Below are 19,684 nucleotides of genomic sequence, written 5' to 3'. Positions count from 1 at the left end.
CAGGTCATTCTGTTCCCTATCATAAATTTCAGGCAATGTGCTTCAGGCGTTCAATATTCCTCAGCACAAGTCTGCTTTCGGCTATGATTTCGTCTTCGATCTTGCTAACAATGCGGTCCATTGGAACCGTTAGCCTGTACAGCTTGATCGGTCTGCCTTTACCTTTTGATTTCTTTTCTTCCCGGATGTTAATCCAGTCGTTTTCGCGGAGGTACCGCATTGCAACACTGACTTCCGGCTGTCTAAGACCAGATACCATTTCGATGCTCTGGGAAGAGATTTCCCTTCCTTTTGCAAGGCAGGCAAGGGTAAGAGCAATTGGCCTGCTGATATTGATCTTTCTAAATAATTCTATCATTTCATATTCGCTTGATCCCATGGATAAGGGAATCTCATTCGTTATGTCAGTAGTTTCTATAGCTAAACCACTTTCATCTACCATTTAATCACCCGAAGAAGCATTATAGAGTGAATTAATATAAATATTTACTTATGTTTTAATTTTAATATATGTTAATCTATATTTATATTTCAAAATGTTACTCTGGTTAACATTCCCCTCAATCAGGCTCATGATCTCGTTTTGCTTATTTTGCTGCGGTTAACTTTTTTGGGGCATTCTTCTTAATAAACGGTATGAAGTGCCCTGACTTGCCTCTTCTTTAAATAATTGTGGCTCTTCGCTATTTCATGGGGGTAATTTTATAGTCACTTCCTGAATAGAAATGCAATAAATATAATATTTTTAACAATTTATTGTGGCAGCTGATTCAAGAGCCTTAAGCAGGATTCCCGTTACTTTAGTGGCGGGAGGAATGCGTAATCTTCGCAACCCCTGTTTATGTTCAATATTCATACTAAATCTATAACTAATTTTATGTGAATATGATATACTATGGAATCTACTAAAACAATACAACTGAAAATTCTAAATCCAGATTTTGATTTAGTAGAAACCATGCAAAAATACACAAACGGCATGAATTACACATCTAACATCGTTTTCGAACATGGCAGAACAATACCTGCTATGAAATTACAAAAAATGGTATATCCTTATCTCAGAGAAAACATTGGATTGAAATCTCAGGTTAGTTGTAACATACCAAGACAGGTAGCAGGGACGTACAAAACAATAGTAGAACTGGCAAAAATAGGTATGAGTTATTGGCAGAAAGTAATGTATTCTCCAACATCTATGACATTATCATACAAGAGAGATTACACGATAACTGAAAATTCAGTTAGTCTTACTACATTCAGTCACGGTAGAAAAACATACCAAATCCAGAACTACGAATACGCATTACCGTTTTTTAAAGAACCGTGGAAATTTGAAGCGTCTAAAGTAGTGAAACATAAAGACGGAGATTATTATTTCCATCTAACCGTTTCTCAGGAATTACCTGATAAGAAAATAGAGGACGCATCTACTTTCATGGGTGTTGATGTAGGCATTAATTATCTTGCAGTTGCAGCATGACAGAGACATAAATGCTGCAATCAATATCAAAAAATTCTCTCTTCAAGATCAAAATCTTATAGTTATCTGACACCTGCGGAACGCAGGGGATGGGCTTGTGGACTTGCGAACAGTAGTTCGAGGGATGAAGCAAGAAGCCCCTTCCTCGCTTTCATCAGAAAGCAGGGAGGGGTAGTTCACGAATGAACTTTTTACATTTGAGATTGTAAGAGAAAAACCGCGTTAATCTCAATTTTTTTCGCCAATTCTTCAGGAAAGGTTCTTGAGACGTTCTATGTTCTGGCGTATGGTATTACTCTCAGCAATGATGTTTTCTTCTATTGTGTCAATAATTTTTTCCATATGAACTGTCAGTTTGTATAGCTTTACCGGCCTGCCCTTGCCCTGGTTCTTCTTTTCTTCCCTCATGTCTACCCAGTCATTTTCACGAAGGTAGCGCATCGCAATGCTGACTTCTGGCTGTCTAAGACCTGATACCATTTCTATACACTGGGAAGAGATCTCTTCTCCTTTTGAGAGGCATGCAAGAGTTAAGGCGACAGGTCTGTTTATATTAAGCCTCCTCAAAAGCTCGACCATTTCGTACTCAATCTCTCCCATTTTAATATTATTGTCTTCTGATATTAGCCCATTATCTGCCACAACTATCATCTGCCGTTTATACCGTAGAGCACCTTACATTGGTCTCAGTATCATGTTTTATCCAGTATCATCAGATCATGGAAATTTATTATTTTCAAACGAACAACTTTAATGAATTAACTTTAATGAATTAACTTTAATGAATTAGCTTTAATGAATTAGCTTTAATGAATTAACTTAATGAATTATCTCACTTAATTATTTCAAATGGTTGCTTTTAAATGGTTAATTCCAAATGGTTTTTTTTGAATTTTTATTTTTTCACTTAATATATCTGTATTTATTAAAAGTTAAAATCTGAGGAAGTACCCAACAAATCTGGCATCTCAGTTAATTTATATAATAATGATCTCCCTATATATAATTATATGCATATAAAAACTTTCTGACAATAAGAGGCACTAAATATATTTCAGTCGAATACCCCCACCGTGCTGCGGGGTGCGCCATAGTAACTTTTATTTGCGAAATCTATGGAGCTACAGAGTAAGGAATAAGCTGGGCAACATGATCTTTTGCAGTCAACATGATCTTTTGCAGTTCTTCATTCAGGTATATATAGGATTAAAACCTTTGATAGTATATCTTCTCCAATCTGAGGACGCTAACCAGGGTACAACTGAAGCAGATAAACGCTAAAATCTCCATTTTTTCAAATATATGTCCCAATTTTGCAATTTCTATCGTTCAATTGTCCTCATTGGGCCACTTATCCTATTTTTTCGGCAATCTTTAAATACAAATCCCTGAAAGATTTAGTATAATGACTGCTGGGACGACTGATGGGCTGGACAAAGCTGCTGTATTTATCTGCCACTGCAGCGGGAACATTTCCGAACACGTTGATGTAGATGCCGTAAAAAAGACCCTTAAGGCAGAAGGGATCTCGGTTTTTGATTATGAGTACCTGTGCTCAAGCCAGGGGCAGTCCCTGATAAAAAATAAAATTCTGGAAGGGAATCTGAACAGGGTAGTAATAGGTTCGTGTACTCCTTCCAAGCATGGCACTCTCTTTAGAAAGTGCATCCAGGAAACCGGATTGAATAGAGCCGGGCTTGAAATTGCAAATCTAAGGGAACAGTGCGCCTGGGTGCATCCTGACAAAACAGGAGCTACTGAAAAAGCTATTTCCCTCCTGCAGGCCAAGCTAAAACGCCTGGAACACATAGAGCCCCTGGAAGAAATAAAAGTGGATATTGCTCAGCAGGCCCTTGTTATAGGTGGGGGGATAGCAGGAATCACAGCTGCGCTGAACCTTGCAGATAATGGGATTTCCACCTTCCTTGTGGAGAAAAATTCAAGCATAGGCGGGCAGATGGCGAAAATAGGGAAGATCTTTTCCCCTGATAAGCTTGCGGAAGAGTGTGCAATGTGCTCACTCAGCCCTCTGATGAACGAAGTTGCAGCCCACCCGAAAATTACACTTTTGACCTGGACCGAAGTTGAAAGCCTGAGCGGAAGCGCAGGAAACTTTACTGTCAGGTTAAAGAAGAAGCCAAGATATGTGAAAGACAGCTGCACAGCATGCGGAAGGTGCAGCCGTGTCTGTCCTACCCCGGTTGAAGACGAGTTCAACTGCGGCTATATGGACAAAAAGGCAATTTCTCTTCGCTTCTCCCAGTCAGTCCCCAAGATCTACTGTATTGATCCCGATTATTGCCTCCAGTTAAAGGGGGAAGCCTGCGGAAAATGTGCAGATGCCTGTAAAACCGGAGCAATTGATTTTTCCCAGAAGGAAGAAATTGTTGAACTTAACGTAGGTGCAGTTGTTGTTGCCACCGGTTTTGAGGAGTATGACGTCTCCCAGAAACCCCAGTGCGGATACGGAATTTTTGAAAATGTGCTGACACAGATGGAACTTGCCCGAGTCCTCGGCATCAATGGCCCTACAAAAGGGGAACTTCTGAGGATTTCCGATTTCAGTAAAGCTTCTGCTGTTTCAACTCCTGCAAGCTGTACTTCAAGGTGCGAAAGTTCCTCTGCCCCGTCCTCTGATGCCGAAACGCCAAAAAGAATTGTCATGATCCAGTGCGTGGGCTCAAGAGACGAAAAAGAGGGCGGAAATCGTTACTGCTCAAGATACTGCTGTATGGCAGCTCTGAAACACGCAAGCCTGATTAAGAAAAAATATCCTGAAATAGAAATCACGATTTGCTATATTGATATAAGGGCTTTTGGTTTTTATGAAAACTATTACCGTGCAGTTCAGGATACCGGAGTCAAATTTGTTCGGGGAAGGCCTGCCGAAGTTGTTGAAAAGCCGGACAAGAGCCTTGTTGTAAGGGTCGAAGATACCCTTAACCAGAAAATGAGAGAACTTCCTGCTGATCTTGTTGTACTTTCCGCGGCCATGATACCTTCTCCGGGGACCAGGAAAATTGCCAGTGTGCTGAATCTGAGCCAGGATGAAAGCGGCTTTATTAAGGAAAGGCACTCCAAGCTAAAACCAGTAGACAGTTCCCTTGACGGAATCTTTGTTTGCGGTACTGCCCAGAGCCCTAAAGATGTTACAGATACCATTGCCCAGTCCGGACTTGCAGCCATAAGGGCAAGGACTTTCATTACGGACAGCCCGAAAATGCTGGATAACGAAATTGCAGCCGTCAACCAGCTGCTCTGCACGCGCTGTGGAGAATGCCTTAAATGCCCGTTCGAGGCCCTCTCCCTGAATGAGAGCGGAAGGGTTGTTCTTGACCCTCTGATCTGCACGGGCTGCGGATACTGTACCGAGCTCTGCAAGGATGGGGCCATCCAGATCGCAGGCTTTACGAAATCCCAGTTAAAAGCCGAGATGGAGGGTGTGCTCGAAGAAGGAGATGTGCTTGGCTTTGTAAATTCCGGGATTGCTTCCCTTACCTGCGATAATATAGGTAACAGTGTGCTCACATACCCTTCAAATGTTAAATTAATCAAGGTCCCTACATGCCTGGTAGTGGACAGAGAACTGGTGCTGCATGCCTTAAAACATGGGGCGTCCTCTGTCCTTTTTGTGGAAGACCCACCTGACAGCCCGAGAGCCGAGATAATATACCCTCTTACTACCAGGCACGTTGAAAAACTCAAAGAAGAACTTGGAGATTCAGGAAACCGGATCTATTTCAAAAAAACCTATGTTCCGAACACAAAAGGGCTTGCAGGAACTTTTACCCGCCTTGCCCGGGAAGGAGAGGTGATCAGATGATGCCATATGTAAATAAATACGATACCCCGGAGTGTAAAACTCTTGCAGAGACCGCAAAAAAAAGTATCCGAACCCCTGAAGCCATGGGATTGGATCGCTGTATCCAGTGCGGAGCCTGCACCGCTTCCTGTCCTGCAGCCCGGTTTACGGACTACAGCCCGCGGCAGATCGTAAAAAAGGTGCTCGAAAATGATCGTAGTGTGCTTGAATCTGAAATGATCTGGTCCTGCTTCTACTGCTATTCCTGTAATGTGCGCTGTCCCAGGAACAACAGCCCTGTAACAATCGTGCAGGTGCTCAGACAGATCGCTATCAACGAAGGAATTGGGGTTGAAAAGCTTGCCTATTTCCTTGAGATCGGAGAGTACCTTGCCGAAAACGGAGCCAGCAAGGTCCCGGGCGCTGGTGTCAAGAACATGGAAAGAGACCTTGGAGAGCGCTGGATTGGAATGAAAAGGAATCTGGAGCCCATCCGTTCTGAACTGGGGCTTAGCGCCAGGGATGTCAGGAACACCAATGGAGAAGTTCAGGCTATTCTTGAGAGCACTGGCTATTTTGAAAGGGAAAAATGGATCAAAGCAAGGATACAGGAAAAAAGAATTCACGGGTTCCTGACAACAGACCGTGTTGAAAACGAAAAAAAGAGCGGAGAGTTTGGCTTTGAAAGCGATAGAGAGTATACCGGACAGCAAGCTCTTACTGTTTAAGAGCTGCATGGTCGGGCAGGAATATCCTGGGATAGAAACGGCTACAAGTTACGTGTTTGACCGGCTCGGGGTAGATTACGGTATAAACGATGAGCAGTCCTGCTGCACGGGGATAGGGCACTACACCGATATCTTTGAAGGCCTCACAACAGCAGCTATTGCAGCCCGGAACTTTGCAATCGCCAGAAGGAGCGGGTATCCCAACATAACCTGCCTCTGTTCAACCTGTTATGCCATTAACAAGGACGCATGTGAACTCCTTAACACCAATACTGAGGTCCGGGAAAAAGTCAACTCCATCTTCAGAGAAAAGGGCTTCGACGACCTTGTCTATGAAAAGGGCGATATGGACTCCCGAACCAACTTCTATCATGCAGTCGAGATCCTCCTGAGTAAAGTCGACCAGATAAAGGAAAAGAAACAATTCGATTTCTCAGGCGTTAAAACAGCCTCTCATCATGCCTGTCACTATTATAAAGTCAAGTACCTCGATGTAGTTGGAAGCCCTGAAAACCCCCAGCTTATAGACACAATAGCTGAAGCCTGCGGGGCATCCCCTGTTCGCTGGTACGAAGACCGCACTCTTACCTGCGGAATGGGCTTTTCCCAGCTTCACCTTAACAAAAACACCTCTCTCCAGGTTACCAAAACCAAACTTGACAGCCTTCAGAGAAATGGAGTGGAGTTAATGATCCATATGTGCCCGAACTGCCATATCCAGTATGACCGCTACCAGCCTGTAATTGAAAAAGAGTTCGGGGTAAAATACGATATGGTGCATATGAATATTGCCCAGTTCGTGGCTCTTTCAATGGGAGCGGACCCCTACAAAGTATGCGGTTTCCAGACTCACTCCGTGCCTCTGGAAGGTTTTCTTGAAAAGGCCGGTATAATATAAAATCCCGTTTTAAAGTTGAACCGGTCACCTTTTTTGTTTTGATTTTTCCCAATTAATTTTTTGGCTTTGTTGAAAGTTGTTTTCTAACTTTAAAATGTATAACAAACAAATTTACCTTAGATGCGTTTATCTTAAGGCGGACTTTTTCCAGATTGAGACTGTCCGAAAAGTCAATAATGGCATGTTGTGAAAGTTATAAGTCTATAATATTAGAGTATCCGTTCCGGTTTTGCATATTGCATCTTATAAAAGTTATAACAGGTAATCACTTTTTGGATAGGCTCTAATACAGCCTCTTAGGTCGTGGGATCAGATGGGGGATAAAGGTAACTAAGCTGTACAGTAAATATATTTTCATTTTGTTCAAGCTCATTTTTTATCCTTATCGCATCTTCTTCCGGAATCCAATATGTCAGAGGTCCATCATTAAAAAGAAAACGAATATCACACCATGTAAACTTTTTCGCCCCAATATCATATTTGTCCAGTATTGCAAGAAATTTTTCGTCCTGGATCGCTTGTTCAGAGACCGGAAGAACGTAATAATCTCCTTTTCGGGTAACATCAGCAGGAGAAGATATAGTCCAATCTTTTTTATCTTCCTTCATCTCTTTTACAAGCTCGCGTCTTATGTCACTCCAATTATCTTTGTCCGCCATTATGTAATATTTTTCTGGATAATTAGTGTCATATGTCATCCTATAGTTCCGAGTCATATTGTAGTTTTGAAGAATGACTTGTACTTCTGACTCAGAAATTCCATCTTTAAATTGAATAGTCATACCAGCTACTTGCGATTCAGGATCTGGTGTTTTCGCATCCTCTACCGGCACTTTTACAAGTAACCCCCAAATCGCTACGAGAGTTAGAAAAACAATAAAAATAGCGATTTCCTTATTGATTTTGCTCATACCAACACCTCAAAAATGAAGAAGATTCGATAAACCTTATAGACTGGCTGTTTGCATAAAGGATATATAAGCAACCATTGAAACCAGAGATTTATCGAACTCCTCTAAGGAATTTTAAGACGGCCTCACATATATACGTTTAGTTTCTTGAGCACCATTGACTTCCACCGTTTGGTGACCAGATCCAATAGGCAATGGATCATTAATATATATATAATATAATCCGTAACCAGTATCTGAGTATCCATAACAAACTCTAAAATGCCCTGGAACCATACTGAAAAAAGGTCTGTTGTTGTTGATCTCAGTCTTAGCGGTCGTAAAACTCATAGTAGTACTAATAACTGTGCCACGCTGCCCTAATCCCCCCTGTTGCTGAGTATAGTAACAATAATCTTTAGCGTCGCTATCTGAGATCCCTCCATTCAGATTATTATGGTCATGCCATCCTTGAAAATCATAGATGTAATTTTGGGTCCGATATATGTTACATATGTATTTACCAATCATTTGACAACTTGCCGGACCACAGTAAACGCTATTTTCTTGTCCATATAAGGGAACAGAAAGTGATTTACTTGTGATTAATCTTGTTGCTGCATCAGTACTTAGTTTACTCATATTTTCTTCAGTGACTGAGGCATTAATATTGACCCCTTTATTAGTTGCTGCTTGCTCTATAGAGTTTGTAAGTTGGTCACTTTTTTCCCATTCCTTTAAATTGTTGTCCTTTCCATTCTTTAAAAGATGGTCATACATCGACCAAACACCAGGCTCGGTTTCAGTTGCAGGTTTATCCTCTACCCCTTCAAGGGTGTATCCATCTACAAATATCCGATACTCATCTCCTGTTGTCTTGTCTTTTACGACAGTCATCGCACCAATCTTAGGATAGCTGTATACAACCATATTGGTTGATTTGATTTTCCCATCTGGATATTCACTTTTGGTGATTTCTATTGACCTTTCCATAGCTTCGGCTGCTTTAAAGGGTTCCGGATCGAATTCAATGTTGTTTACTGATGCCCCAAGCGTTTTATCGGCACAAACGTCTATTCTACCTATTAATATATTTTCTTTATATACTGAGAATTGATAAAATAATTTCTTACTATTTATGTCGTAAAACTCTAGTGGATTGGGATCAATAAATGCCCCTGTCCAGTTTTCAAAGCCTGGTGCATCGGCTGCTATGAAACTTATCATGTTCGCATTGGCATGCTTAAAAGCTTCCTCAGCAGTTACAAAATAATCTTTTTCTTCCTGTGCACTTACTGCCGGTATTAACACCATACCAACCAGCAGTGTTGCTAAAACAAGTATACTTACTCCAATTTTATTACGGTTCATACTTTAATCTCCTCCTGTGTATCTTATAACCAGGAGGCAGAATCAGGCAAGCTAAGCCTTAAATACAGACAAAGCTAACATAACTCATGCCTTTAGGGCGTGTTTTGTGGAGTTCGGGTGGTACCTGGAAAGCACTTCTGAACTCCATAAATTCCTCTTATCTAACTCCTTATAAGTTTTCCGGCCATTCCATCGAACTATCCGTTTTTCATACCTGTTTTGGGTTTGCAATTATTCTGAATCTGCGATAGTTTGATGATCTGGCCAATAAGTATATGTATAAGCATATATCCTTGGCATATATTCAAGAGTTGATATCCAAATGTAAAAATTCACATCTATACTCATATACGAGGATCTTTGTGGACTGCTTACAGTATTACCGCAAAAGTCTCTGTGTTTGTATTTCATGTGAGCCTGTAGAGTCAGTGAATCTTCTAAACTTTGACAAGCATCTCCAAAAATTAAATCCTCTCTTTTTAGACAAATTCTGATAAAATACCGCCCGTAACCTTACCTGTGGAATGGGCTTTTCCCAGCTCCGCCTCAAAAAAGCACCTCTCTTCAGTTTACCAAAACCATACTCGACAGTCTTCAGAGAGCCGGAGTGGAGTTAATGCTCCATATGTGCCCGAACTGCCATATCCAGTATGACCGCTACCAGCCTGTTATTGAAAAAGAGTACGGGGTAAAATACGACCTGGTGCACATGAATATTGCCCAGTTCATGGCTCTTTCAATGGGCGCAGACCCCTACAAAGTATGCGGTTTCCAGACTCACTCCGTGCCTCTGGAAGGATTTTTAGAGAAGACCGGTATAATATAAAATCCCGTTTTAAAGTTGAACCGGTCATCTTTTTTATTTTGATTTTTTACTTTGATTTTTCTTTCATTTTGATTTTTTTTACTATTATTTTTTTCCATAACTTCTTGATTTTTCATTCTGATTTCCATAACTTCTGAATATTCAGATTGAATTCTCCCAGCCCTGTCCCATATCCACGAGAGGTCTCAGCTCAATGATCTCGAAGGTGGCAGTTGCGTATATCATCTTTCCCGCTTCCTCACCGGCTATTTTTGCGATCTGGCTTTTGATCATATCAAGCATCTCGCCGGAAGTCGCAGATTCTTTCAACTTCATATAAACCCTGATCCCTTTCCATGCCATAATATCTGCTCCCGGTTCCATTATCAGGAACATTGCGTAAGGGTTTTCCTGAAGGTTTGCAAACGTGCGGTTTTTCCCTGTTGCAACTACAACGGTCTTTTCATCGGTCATCTGAGGTGAACCGAAAACAGCCGAATCTACCTTTCCGTCTTTACTCGCTGTGCTGAGAACCCCAATTCTCGGTTGCTTGTTAAAGTAGTCCATCAATTTTGACGTCATATTAAATCCCCTATCACAAACTTATTTTCTCGCTCTTCCCCTGAAATATTGAAGGAGCAGGCCGCCTGGTCCGAAAGTACTGCCCGGAAAAGAGCTTTATTACTGTGCAAGCTGCGATAAATATGAGTCGTAAGTATGCTTAAAACTTCGCTTGATTGATACGAAGTGTTTTCAAATAGGTGAAAGGAAGAAAAGGAGACAGGTGTCGGGAAAAAGGAAGGGGGAAGAAAACGGAGAAAATGGATAAAGGTCAGGAGGTTTGAGAGCTTCTTCTTGACCGGCTCGGCATGAGAAATATCTGTTTTCCAGGTTTCACAGGGTACATTTAAAAAAGAAATAAAAAAGGATTGAATTGATCATCGGTTCCTAAAAAAATGAAAAAAAAGTAAGTTACGTTTTTTAGGCGGGAATCCCCATATAAATTCTGTGAAGTTCCTCGGCGACATCCTCAGTGCTATTGTATTTCTTGTCCGGAAGCATGCCAAGTTCCTGAAGTATGTCCGGGATTGCTCCACTCTTCCTTGCTTGTTCAATAATGTCGTTCCTTTTTATAGAAAAATCTATATTTTTCAATATCTTCTGAGTTTCCACAGGAAGTTCTGCAATAAATCTGCTTTTACTTTCAGTTTCCATGATATTCCCCTTTACTTTTGTTCAGGTTCCTTTAAATTTCCTCGACATCTGCAGCGTTTGTCTACTCCTTTTCCGGAGATTATTTGTATTCCGCAGCATGTCGTTCCTGGTGTTACTATCCTTAGCGTTTAACAACATCTTCCTTCTTTGCAGGAAAATCGATATTTTTTGAAGCTTCTGAAGGAAACCTAACTTTTTTGTTAGCGTATATATCAATGATGATCTACTATTTAAATGTTAATATGTTATTATAAAATTATGTTAAAAATTAACACATTTTTGTAGTTTTGTGTCAATACATACTTTTTATTGATAATATCATATTATTTAATTGGTAAAAAAGAATTCAATCGTAATCCATTTTCTTTATAGATGGACGATCAGTCTAGAGTCCTTGAGTTTCGTCCTTGAGTTTCGTCCTTGAGTACCGTTCTTGAGTACCGTCCTTGAGTGTCTCCAATCATTGATCTATTGCGGCGGCCTCGTTATGTCCAGGGCTTTAAAAACTTATACTCAGGGGCTCAGGGTTCAGAGAAAGGAATAAATGAAAAAAAAGAGAAAGAAAGCCGCGGAGGTTTCAGCCCCATGGCAGATTACTTCAGTTTAATTGAGGCTTTTTGATGCTGTTTCTTAAAACCCGACTGTGGTGTTATCAAGCTCAGCTGTCATATTTTTATCCGAGCCGACTTTGATAAGCCAGACATCAGAGACCATCCCATACGAGGAAGTGCGTCCTGCGAGTATGTATTCTCCCTCACGGGTTTCCTGGGCAAAAGCTGCGGAATCGTCATCCTGACCTCCAAAGTTCATCTCCCATTCTTTCTGCCCTTCGGAATCGGTTTTCATCAGCCAGGCCTGGGTATTGTTATAATCACTGCTCGGCTGGGTGATGCCTGCAAGTAAAAAGCCTTTATCTGTGGTTTTCCGAACCGAATAGAAATTATCTGTATACGGGCCTCCAAAGGTCTTATTCCACTGTTCAGTCCCGTTTGAATCTGTTTTTATCATCCAGCCGTCAGTTCTCCCGGTCCCGAAGGATTCCGTAGTTCCTGCCAGTATGTATCCTCCGTCCTCGAGCTCCTGGACAGAGTATGCATAATCATAGCTTTCCCCGCCAAAGGTTTTGTTCCATTCTTCTGTTCCGTTGGAGTCGGTTTTAATCAGCCAGGCTTCATTTTCGCCTGCTGAGGAGTTGGTGAACCCTGATATTACGTATCCTCCGTCTTTGCTCTGGTTGACAGAAGATGCGTAGTCCTCATTTATTCCTCCAAAGGTCTTATTCCACTGTTCGGTCCCGTTGGAGTCAGTTTTAATCAGCCAGGCATCAGATGCTCCTGCCCCGAAAGATTCCGTATATCCGGCGAGTAAGTATCCTCCATCGATGGCCTTCTCGACCGAAAATATAAGGTCTGTTTTATTCCCGCCAAAAGTAAAATTCCATTCTTCTGTTCCGTTGGAGTCTGTTTTAATCAGCCAGGCATCCGGGTCTCTTGAATCCGGGTCTCTTGAATCTATTTCTTCCCCCTTTTCAAGATAGCCTGCAAGTACGTATCCTCCATCTGCCGTTTGCTGGACCGAGTATGCACAATCATATGCAGGGCCCCCAAAAGTCCTGCTCCATTCTTCAATTCCATCCGGGTTTAATTTCATCAGGAGGGCATCAGCGTTAGCTTCATCATAATTAACCACGGTCTCTCCTGCCAGTATGTATCCTCCGTCCTGAGTCTGCCTGACAGAATTTCCGCAGTCATATTCGATGTTCCCAAAAGTTCTGTTCCACTGCTCTGCCGGAATGGCCCCGGCTGATGAGGCACTCCCCGCAAGCAAAAGTAAGGATAAAAAACAAACAGCAAATGAAATATATTTAACTCTCATCTTAATTTTCCCCCGCGTTAAACTTCACTAATATATTCTTCTATCTATAATCTAACGTTAGTATATTAAACTAACTCTTAATAAATTAATTTCTTAACTAATGTGCCATACGGCTACCATACTGTGGTATAATTTTTCGACTTCTACCTTGCGAACAAAATGTCCTGAACCATGCCTGTCTCTAGAAAAATATTTTACAACCCTCTTCCTCTAATAGAACTTTTAGCCCACAAATCCATTAAGTATATATATTTCGTTATAGTGAGTTCTGAAACCTTAATTCTTCAGCGTACATTTCATTCATTATCACTTTATTCTCGGAAAGGAGGCTTACTTTTGGGAACAATCAGCGAAAAAATATTTTCCCGGACCGCGGGAACCGAGGCAAAGGCTAACGATTTTGTGCTTGCAGATGTGGATTATGCAATGGCGCATGATGGCACGTCGGTGCTTGCAGTAAATGCTTTTAAGGAAATGGAGCTGGAAAAGGTCTGGGACCCTTCAAGGATCGTAATTCCTTTTGATCATATCGCACCTGCGAATACTGAGACTTCAGCTACCCTGCAGAAGGAGATCAGGGAATGGATAAAGGAGCAGCGAATACCTAACTTCTATGAGGTTGGAGAAGGGGTCTGTCACCAGGTCCTTCCTGAAAACGGCTTTGCAATGCCCGGAAAGCTGATTGTTGGGGCTGACTCGCATTCCTGCACTTACGGGGCTTTCGGGGCTTTTGCAACAGGGGTAGGGGCTACCGACATGGCTGAAATCTTTGCTACGGGAAAGCTCTGGTTTAAGGTTCCGGAAAGCTTCAGGATGACTGTTGAAGGCAGCCTTCAGAAAGGCGTCTACGCAAAGGACCTTACTCTTTACCTGGTCGGAAAGACCGGGATTGCCGGGGCAACCTACAAAGCAGTTGAGTTTTACGGGCAGGCGATCAGCGAACTTTCGGTTGCTGGCAGGATGACTCTCTGTAATATGGCAATTGAGATGGGGGCAAAGACCGGCATTGTCCCACCGGACAAAAAGACCTTCGATTTCCTGAAAAACAGGGCAGTTGCGCCTTATGAGCCCGTCTATGCCGACTCTGATGCTGCTTATCTGAAAGAGTTCACATACGATGCCGGAGATATCGAACCTCAGGTTGCCTGCCCGCATCAGGTGGATAATGTAAAGCCCGTAGGAGAGGTTGAAGGCACTCACATAGACCAGGTCTTTATCGGGACGTGCACGAACGGAAGGCTTGAAGACCTTGAGGTAGCAGCAGCAGTCCTGAAAGGAAAAAAGGTTGCAGTCAGGACAATTGTGATTCCTGCCTCCCGCACTACCCTTCTTGCAGCAATAGAAAACGGGACCATGGAAACACTGCTGAAAGCCGGTGTGACCCCTGCAACCCCTGGCTGCGGGCCCTGTCTCGGCGCTCATCAGGGCGTGCTCGGGGAAGGAGAGGTCTGCGTTTCAACCGCAAACAGGAACTTCAAAGGGAGGATGGGAAAAGACGGTTTCATCTACCTTGCATCCCCTGCAACCGCAGCAGCCTCGGCACTGACAGGTGAAATAACTGATCCGAGGACAGTTTGAAAACCGACATTCTTTTCTTTTTTCCTTTTCTTCTTTTTTATTTTTTATTTTCTTTCTCTTTATTTTTATTTTCGGTTTCATTTTCCGTATTAACAATGTGAAAATTCATCTTAAATCCACCTAAAATTTATACCATGAATTCTATACTCTTAAAAAGGAGGGAATAGCTATGACAGAAGAACTTAATCACGATAACCTTTCACATTTGATTGAGCACTGGATCGAGCATAACGATAGCCATATAAAGAGTTTTAGAGAATGGGCCCAGAAAGCCAAAAAAGACGGTTTTCTCGAAGCCTCTGAAGATATCCTTGAGGCTGCCAGCAAAGTTGAGGAAGCAAATAAACTCCTTGACAAAGCAAGGGAAGGGCTTTTCCATCTCCACAGCCACAAATAACTGTAATGGATAAATGCCCATAACTAACTCTTAATTATTTATGTGTCGGGCTTGTGCCTGTCACCTTTTTTCTTTTCTTTTCTTTTTACTTTGTCTCTGTCTTATTGGCTTTAGTCTGTCTCTATCTTACTGGCTTTAGTTTGTCTCTGTCTTACTGGCCATATTTTCTCACTAATTTACCCTGCATGTTCTGCCCGGGCCAGGAGAGCCCTTACATTTTTTAAATCCGTAATTAGCTCTCCCACTTCCTGTTCTTCCAGATATTTCATAAAACCCTGCTCTTCTTCAGGGTTCAGGTCCTCACTATTCAGCAGCTCTTCAATCAGGCTATCTCCAAAAAGACTGGCTGTAGGGCCATTTTTACTTTCAGGCTTGCTTTTCTCAATGGAACTTTCGCCGGAATTCCCACTGGAAACTTTATTTTCGTTCACTTCCTCTATTGAGAAAAGATCTGTGGTTTTTATTTTTTCTGCATTCTCCACAAAAGCCTTTCCCTCTTTTTTTTCTCCGGCTCCGCTTTTTGGGTCTGCTTCTTCGGCATCACTTTCTCTAATATTTTTGCGAGTGTTGGGTATTATATCTTCAGATATTTTTCCTTCAGGTTTTTTATCTTCAGGTTTTTTATCATCAGATTTTTCGTCTATTCCTTTAACCTCTATCTCCATTCCACTAACTTTTACCTCTGTCAATCCGGCATCTTTCGCATTCAAAGAATCGTTTTTGACTTCCAGAGGGCCGGATGTTTTTACACGTACTTTTCTGGGGAGCGGGGGGAAAATTTCTTCCCGCCAGGGAAATTCTGATATTTCCGGTATTTCTTCGTTTTTTTCTTTTTCTGCTTTCCGGATCAGATCAATGCGGGCTTCAATCTCTTTTTTTTCTTTTATTAGCTTTATTATTTTTTTCTTAACCTGGTCTCTACTTTTTGTCAAATCCTCCATATCTTCAAGATTTACATCAGCTGTTTTCGGCTTGAGTATTAAATCCTTTAAGCTACTCACTCTCAGGCCCTTTAATCCGCCTATCTTTATATCTGTTAAACTGTTCATCCAATTACCTCCCACAAAACCTGATTTATTCTGGTTTCAAAATTTTCTTCCGACACCTTTCTTTATGACTCAACTGAAAACATCTTTTTCAACTGAAAATATCTTTCATATCTCAAATGTGAATACCCTCGATACGACCGGAGGGATGAGAATCATACAAAGCCCTGAAATTCCGGACATCAGGCCCCCATAGAAAAAAAGTTTATAATTTCCTCCGCCCTCCACAATCTTTACTACGAGAGTGTTTGAAATCGTAAGAATAATTATCACGGAAAAAGTTAATTTGTAGAGTATGGGTAAACTTTCGGTTACATTGAACATGCTCATTCCTATTCCGGACATCCCATTCATTCCCCCTTCCATGGACATGTAAGATTCACTCATCTCGGAGACGAGCCCACTGAATTTGGAAATTATCTCCAGTACAAAGATCAGAAGCCCAACCATTACAGCATGCAGGATTATTGCAAGCCCCTTGAAGCCGGAACTGACCAGCTGCCGTTTCATTCTCAGGAGGACAATTGCCAGGCTTGAGCTTGAAACTATGTCCCCTATCTCAGCCGGATCTCCTCCCAGTTCGACTGCGTCGGTAAAGATCCTTGAGCACCTGTTGATCAGCTCGGAGCCTGTTTCCCCTATGAATTTATCCCAGCAAAGCCTGGACTTAAGCCCCATAGAAAGGCCCATGTGCAGCTCTTCAACTCCGGGCTTGAGACAGCCGATAGTTTCCATGTCAAGGTTTTCCATTGCACTCCTTATAGTGATTCCCGTTGTTCCTGCAAGGGTCCCCAACGTTTTTACAAAAGCAGGAAAACTGCTGTCTCTTTCACTGATTTTCCGGTCGTCAATTATAGCAAGGACGCCTATCGGAAGCGTAAAGAAGGTCACTCCCAGCAGGATAAATTCCGGCCTTGTCCCGAGCAAAATGAGAGCAATAAGAGAAACCGCACCGAGGGGGAGCAGAACCCGGCTCAGAAACCTGATTTGCTCCTGTTCCTTTGATTTACGGCCAAGGGCATGTACCTTTTTTTCGGCAGGAGCTGACTTGTATATAATGTAAAGGGCAAGCCCGCATATGGTAAGAGTTAATAATACAATCAGGAATGCAATTGTTTCTATATTTGCTATATTATAGATCATGACCGAAACAAGGATTATGGTAACAACGAGGTTTACGGATACCATCAGGGCAGTATAGCCGTCAGTCCATTTTTTCAGGGATTCAACACATCTCTCGTACTCATTAGAGTAGATCTCCTCCCTTGTGATTTTCTCCTGTTTCAGAAAGTTTTTCTCAGGCTCTCCGGAAGAGAGGATATTTGCCATTCTGCCAAATAGTTTTGAAAGGTAGGCATCCTTCAATTTTTGAGAAATATACTTGCAGGCTTTTGCATACTCATAGCCCCATTTTGAGGCAAGGATATAGATCTGTTTAAAGTATTTCGAAGCTTCATATTCCTTCTGTCGCCCTGCATAATCAAAGATCCTGTTCCTTTCGATATCCGCAGTTGAAATCGCAGCCATATATGTTAGCAGAAAGAGCATATCATCATTGACTCTATCAACAACTTTAGTGTTTTTCAGTTTTCTGGCGAGGTTAAAGTATCCTTCCATTCCCTGTTTTGCAGCATTCAGTTTTAAGTTCGGAACTATCTGCACGAAAGTCATGATGTTAGCCCCGCCTCCTCAAGCCGGATCAGGGTGTTGAACAGGTCGTAAAAATTGGTAATCTTTGCCTGGTGGATCTTCCTGAGTATTTTTGCCCTTCTGTCAAGTTCCGAATAAATTTTTCTAACCTGGTTTTCAGGAATCCCCATGCGTGGGGCAATTCTATGTTCCAGCAGATAAGAGTTGTTTTTTCCGGTGAACTTGAATGTATCCGTAACAGGGTCCCATTTGAAGATGTCCATAAAATTAAAAGACTGGCTCTCTGAATCGTAGCCTACGATTTCGTTTATGCTCAGGATTCTCCTTCCAAGCCCTTTTCCCGGAACGTTTACAGCACTCTGGATAATAACCACATTCAGGTTATCCACATAATTTCTGGGGACATTTATCGGGTCGCCTGTCAGTCTCTGGATCAGTTTCTCAACTGAAGCTGCATGGAACGTGGACATTACAGGGTGTCCGGTCTGCATTGCCTGAAAAGCGATATTTCCTTCAACCCCACGGATTTCTCCTATCATAATCTCATTCGGACGCTGGCGCAGGGCTGCCTTTAACAGGTCAAACATAGAGATATCAGACCCGCTGTCCTCCCTTGTACTCCTTGTAACCTCCCGGGTCCAGTTCTTATGGGGGACCTGCAGTTCCGGGGTGTCTTCAATAGAGACGATTTTGGACTCAGGTGGAAGAAAAGTAGTCACTGCATTCATCATTGTGGTCTTTCCGGAGGCTGTTTCCCCTGAAACGAAGCAGTTCATTCCTGCCCTGAGCATCATCCACATGTATGCAGCCATTGTGTAGTCAATTGTCCCGAACTCGATAAGTTCGAGGATTGAAATAGGGGTTCCCATAAATTTCCTGATGGTAAAATTGCTCCCCTGCTTTGACACATCTTCTCCGAACACGATATTAATCCTTGACCCGTCCGGAAGAGCAGTATCGACTATCGGGTCCCTGTAGGTAATTGGCTTTCCTACTTTTTCGGACATCTGTATGACAAAAGAATTGAGTTCTTCGTTTTCCTCAAACGAGATTGTTGTTTTAAGAGATGAGAACACCTTATGCTCAACAAAGATCCTGCCAAGCCCGCTGCAGCTGATGTCTTCTATATTTGAGTCGAGAAGTAAAGGTTCGAGCACTCCCATCCCCACCTTGTCCCTTAGCATCAGGTATTTGATTGCACTGAATTCCTCGGGTGTTAAGGAAATTTTCTGCAGTTTTCTTATCTTGAATGCTTTACCGGCTTCCTTCAGGTTTCCAAGAATTCCGGATTTTTCGTTTTTTTCGCTGTTATTCCCCTCTCTAAGGGAAGTTTTTTCCTTATCTGAAACTTTTTTCTTTCCCCTGCTTTTTCCTTCCTCTACCCCCGATTTTTCCTTTAAATCCTCTCTTACTTCACAGATTTTTTCAAGAGCTTTCTCGAGGAGCTTCTTTTTTTCTTCAGGATCTTTTGTGGTGATATCCTGATCATATATCACGTCAATGAGTAACTTCTCAACTTCCTCTAGTTTGCTGTCCAGTTTCTGGAAAAGGCAGGGCTCTATGGGAATGTAATAGTTTCTTACGTCTTCTTTATCCGGATATATATGAACGGCAAGCCCTTTTCCTGTAGGATAGATCAGGTTAGGGCGTTTGATGCTTTTCATGGATCTCGAAATTCTTGGATAAAATTCCGGAAATCCTATTTCTTCCGTCGGGAGCCTGCAGACATAATCAAGGATATGATGGTTTTCTTCTCTGCCAACGAACTCCTGCATTTCTAAAGAAAGGCTGGAGTACATCTCTTCTCTGGAACGCCCCCCATTCTCCGGAGAAGGCAACGGATCAAAAGGCAGAGCTTCCATCTTGAATCCTCATTCGGGTTTTTTCTCCGATTGCCATCTTTCCGGCTTTTTTTTCTGATTGCCATCTTTCCGGCTTTTTCTTTT

17 protein-coding genes are annotated in these 19,684 nt (G+C 42.1%); 7 read left to right on the top strand and 10 right to left on the bottom strand.

Annotated features, from left to right (window positions below; genetic code table 11):
• Positions 1–28: 28 nt before the first annotated feature.
• Complete coding sequence (locus EO93_RS14420; RefSeq protein WP_082098654.1) at positions 29–442, bottom strand: transcriptional regulator; 414 nt, start codon at positions 440–442, stop codon at positions 29–31.
• Positions 443–895: 453 nt separating this feature from the next.
• Between EO93_RS14420 and EO93_RS14415 the strand changes: the two genes are divergently transcribed.
• A complete protein-coding gene (locus EO93_RS14415) occupies positions 896–1,483 on the top strand; it encodes a transposase (RefSeq protein ID WP_048163280.1) in 588 nt (195 codons plus the stop codon).
• A gap of 249 nt (positions 1,484–1,732) precedes the next feature.
• On the opposite strand, the gene EO93_RS14410 is transcribed toward EO93_RS14415, so the two are convergent.
• The gene (locus EO93_RS14410) at positions 1,733–2,134 is read right to left on the bottom strand and encodes a transcriptional regulator (protein ID WP_048135520.1); all 402 of its coding nucleotides are present in this window, start codon (positions 2,132–2,134) and stop codon (positions 1,733–1,735) included.
• A gap of 754 nt (positions 2,135–2,888) precedes the next feature.
• On the opposite strand from EO93_RS14410, the gene hdrA reads away from it, so the two are divergent.
• From hdrA to hdrB, 3 genes are read left to right on the top strand one after another with little or no spacing between them, the layout of a single operon-like run.
• Entirely contained in the window at positions 2,889–5,306 is a 2,418-nt protein-coding gene (hdrA, locus tag EO93_RS14405; RefSeq protein WP_048163246.1) for a ferredoxin:CoB-CoM heterodisulfide reductase subunit HdrA, read from the top strand.
• The gene (gene hdrC, locus EO93_RS14400) at positions 5,303–6,013 is read left to right on the top strand and encodes a ferredoxin:CoB-CoM heterodisulfide reductase subunit HdrC (protein ID WP_048163244.1); all 711 of its coding nucleotides are present in this window, start codon (positions 5,303–5,305) and stop codon (positions 6,011–6,013) included. The genes hdrA and hdrC overlap by 4 nt, the downstream gene beginning before the upstream one ends.
• Entirely contained in the window at positions 5,967–6,911 is a 945-nt protein-coding gene (gene hdrB, locus EO93_RS14395; protein WP_048163243.1) for a ferredoxin:CoB-CoM heterodisulfide reductase subunit HdrB, read from the top strand. Before hdrC ends, hdrB begins: the two co-directional genes overlap by 47 nt.
• 296 nt (positions 6,912–7,207) lie before the next feature.
• Here hdrB and EO93_RS14390 read toward each other — a convergent pair whose 3' ends face one another.
• On the bottom strand, positions 7,208–7,822 hold the full coding sequence (locus EO93_RS14390; protein ID WP_048133445.1) for a UPF0228 family protein: 615 nt from the start codon (positions 7,820–7,822) through the stop codon (positions 7,208–7,210).
• Between the two features lie 114 nt (positions 7,823–7,936).
• Positions 7,937–9,172, bottom strand: coding sequence for a C39 family peptidase (locus tag EO93_RS14385; protein WP_048163242.1), 1,236 nt, complete (start codon positions 9,170–9,172; stop codon positions 7,937–7,939).
• 616 nt (positions 9,173–9,788) lie between these two features.
• On the opposite strand from EO93_RS14385, the gene EO93_RS14380 reads away from it, so the two are divergent.
• Complete coding sequence (locus tag EO93_RS14380) at positions 9,789–9,998, top strand: hypothetical protein (protein ID WP_048163240.1); 210 nt, start codon at positions 9,789–9,791, stop codon at positions 9,996–9,998.
• 141 nt (positions 9,999–10,139) lie between these two features.
• On the opposite strand, the gene EO93_RS14375 is transcribed toward EO93_RS14380, so the two are convergent.
• The 3 genes from EO93_RS14375 to EO93_RS14365 form a co-directional block, all read right to left on the bottom strand.
• Positions 10,140–10,559 (bottom strand): pyridoxamine 5'-phosphate oxidase family protein, encoded by a 420-nt coding sequence (locus EO93_RS14375; protein WP_048163239.1) that lies wholly within the window; start codon positions 10,557–10,559, stop codon positions 10,140–10,142.
• A gap of 399 nt (positions 10,560–10,958) precedes the next feature.
• The gene (locus tag EO93_RS14370) at positions 10,959–11,192 is read right to left on the bottom strand and encodes a DUF2795 domain-containing protein (protein ID WP_048163237.1); all 234 of its coding nucleotides are present in this window, start codon (positions 11,190–11,192) and stop codon (positions 10,959–10,961) included.
• A 630-nt stretch (positions 11,193–11,822) separates the two neighbouring features.
• On the bottom strand, positions 11,823–13,067 hold the full coding sequence (locus EO93_RS14365; protein ID WP_048163235.1) for a hypothetical protein: 1,245 nt from the start codon (positions 13,065–13,067) through the stop codon (positions 11,823–11,825).
• 345 nt (positions 13,068–13,412) lie between these two features.
• Here EO93_RS14365 and hacA point away from each other — a divergent pair, with 345 nt between their 5' ends.
• Both hacA and EO93_RS14355 read left to right on the top strand, forming a co-directional pair.
• Positions 13,413–14,645, top strand: coding sequence for a homoaconitase large subunit (gene hacA / locus EO93_RS14360; RefSeq protein WP_255350234.1), 1,233 nt, complete (start codon positions 13,413–13,415; stop codon positions 14,643–14,645).
• A gap of 169 nt (positions 14,646–14,814) precedes the next feature.
• Entirely contained in the window at positions 14,815–15,042 is a 228-nt protein-coding gene (locus EO93_RS14355; protein WP_235283375.1) for a hypothetical protein, read from the top strand.
• 176 nt (positions 15,043–15,218) lie between these two features.
• On the opposite strand, the gene EO93_RS14350 is transcribed toward EO93_RS14355, so the two are convergent.
• The 3 genes from EO93_RS14350 to EO93_RS14340 form a co-directional block, all read right to left on the bottom strand.
• Positions 15,219–16,091, bottom strand: coding sequence for a hypothetical protein (locus EO93_RS14350; RefSeq protein ID WP_048163232.1), 873 nt, complete (start codon positions 16,089–16,091; stop codon positions 15,219–15,221).
• Positions 16,092–16,196: 105 nt separating this feature from the next.
• On the bottom strand, positions 16,197–17,759 hold the full coding sequence (flaJ, locus tag EO93_RS14345; protein ID WP_048163230.1) for an archaellar assembly protein FlaJ: 1,563 nt from the start codon (positions 17,757–17,759) through the stop codon (positions 16,197–16,199).
• A complete protein-coding gene (locus EO93_RS14340) occupies positions 17,756–19,600 on the bottom strand; it encodes a type II/IV secretion system ATPase subunit (protein WP_048163229.1) in 1,845 nt (614 codons plus the stop codon). Before EO93_RS14340 ends, flaJ begins: the two co-directional genes overlap by 4 nt.
• Positions 19,601–19,684 lie beyond the last annotated feature (84 nt).

It is taken from the genome of Methanosarcina sp. 1.H.A.2.2 (assembly GCF_000979975.1).
Lineage (GTDB): Archaea > Halobacteriota > Methanosarcinia > Methanosarcinales > Methanosarcinaceae > Methanosarcina.
Note: the sequence above shows the minus strand (reverse complement) of the source record. Positions and strands in the feature narration are given on the sequence as shown.

What these genes read in the sequence shown, in the direction of transcription:
- EO93_RS14420 (WP_082098654.1), bottom strand. Translation starts at nt 442, where the DNA reads ATGGTAGATGAAAGTGGTTTAGCTATAGAAACTACTGACATAACGAAT.
- EO93_RS14415 (WP_048163280.1), top strand. Translation starts at nt 896, where the DNA reads ATGGAATCTACTAAAACAATACAACTGAAAATTCTAAATCCAGATTTT.
- EO93_RS14410 (WP_048135520.1), bottom strand. Translation starts at nt 2,134, where the DNA reads ATGATAGTTGTGGCAGATAATGGGCTAATATCAGAAGACAATAATATT.
- hdrA (WP_048163246.1), top strand. Translation starts at nt 2,889, where the DNA reads ATGACTGCTGGGACGACTGATGGGCTGGACAAAGCTGCTGTATTTATC.
- hdrC (WP_048163244.1), top strand. Translation starts at nt 5,303, where the DNA reads ATGATGCCATATGTAAATAAATACGATACCCCGGAGTGTAAAACTCTT.
- EO93_RS14390 (WP_048133445.1), bottom strand. Translation starts at nt 7,822, where the DNA reads ATGAGCAAAATCAATAAGGAAATCGCTATTTTTATTGTTTTTCTAACT.
- EO93_RS14385 (WP_048163242.1), bottom strand. Translation starts at nt 9,172, where the DNA reads ATGAACCGTAATAAAATTGGAGTAAGTATACTTGTTTTAGCAACACTG.
- EO93_RS14380 (WP_048163240.1), top strand. Translation starts at nt 9,789, where the DNA reads ATGCTCCATATGTGCCCGAACTGCCATATCCAGTATGACCGCTACCAG.
- EO93_RS14375 (WP_048163239.1), bottom strand. Translation starts at nt 10,559, where the DNA reads ATGACGTCAAAATTGATGGACTACTTTAACAAGCAACCGAGAATTGGG.
- EO93_RS14370 (WP_048163237.1), bottom strand. Translation starts at nt 11,192, where the DNA reads ATGGAAACTGAAAGTAAAAGCAGATTTATTGCAGAACTTCCTGTGGAA.
- EO93_RS14365 (WP_048163235.1), bottom strand. Translation starts at nt 13,067, where the DNA reads ATGAGAGTTAAATATATTTCATTTGCTGTTTGTTTTTTATCCTTACTT.
- EO93_RS14355 (WP_235283375.1), top strand. Translation starts at nt 14,815, where the DNA reads ATGACAGAAGAACTTAATCACGATAACCTTTCACATTTGATTGAGCAC.
- EO93_RS14350 (WP_048163232.1), bottom strand. Translation starts at nt 16,091, where the DNA reads ATGAACAGTTTAACAGATATAAAGATAGGCGGATTAAAGGGCCTGAGA.
- flaJ (WP_048163230.1), bottom strand. Translation starts at nt 17,759, where the DNA reads ATGACTTTCGTGCAGATAGTTCCGAACTTAAAACTGAATGCTGCAAAA.
- EO93_RS14340 (WP_048163229.1), bottom strand. Translation starts at nt 19,600, where the DNA reads ATGGAAGCTCTGCCTTTTGATCCGTTGCCTTCTCCGGAGAATGGGGGG.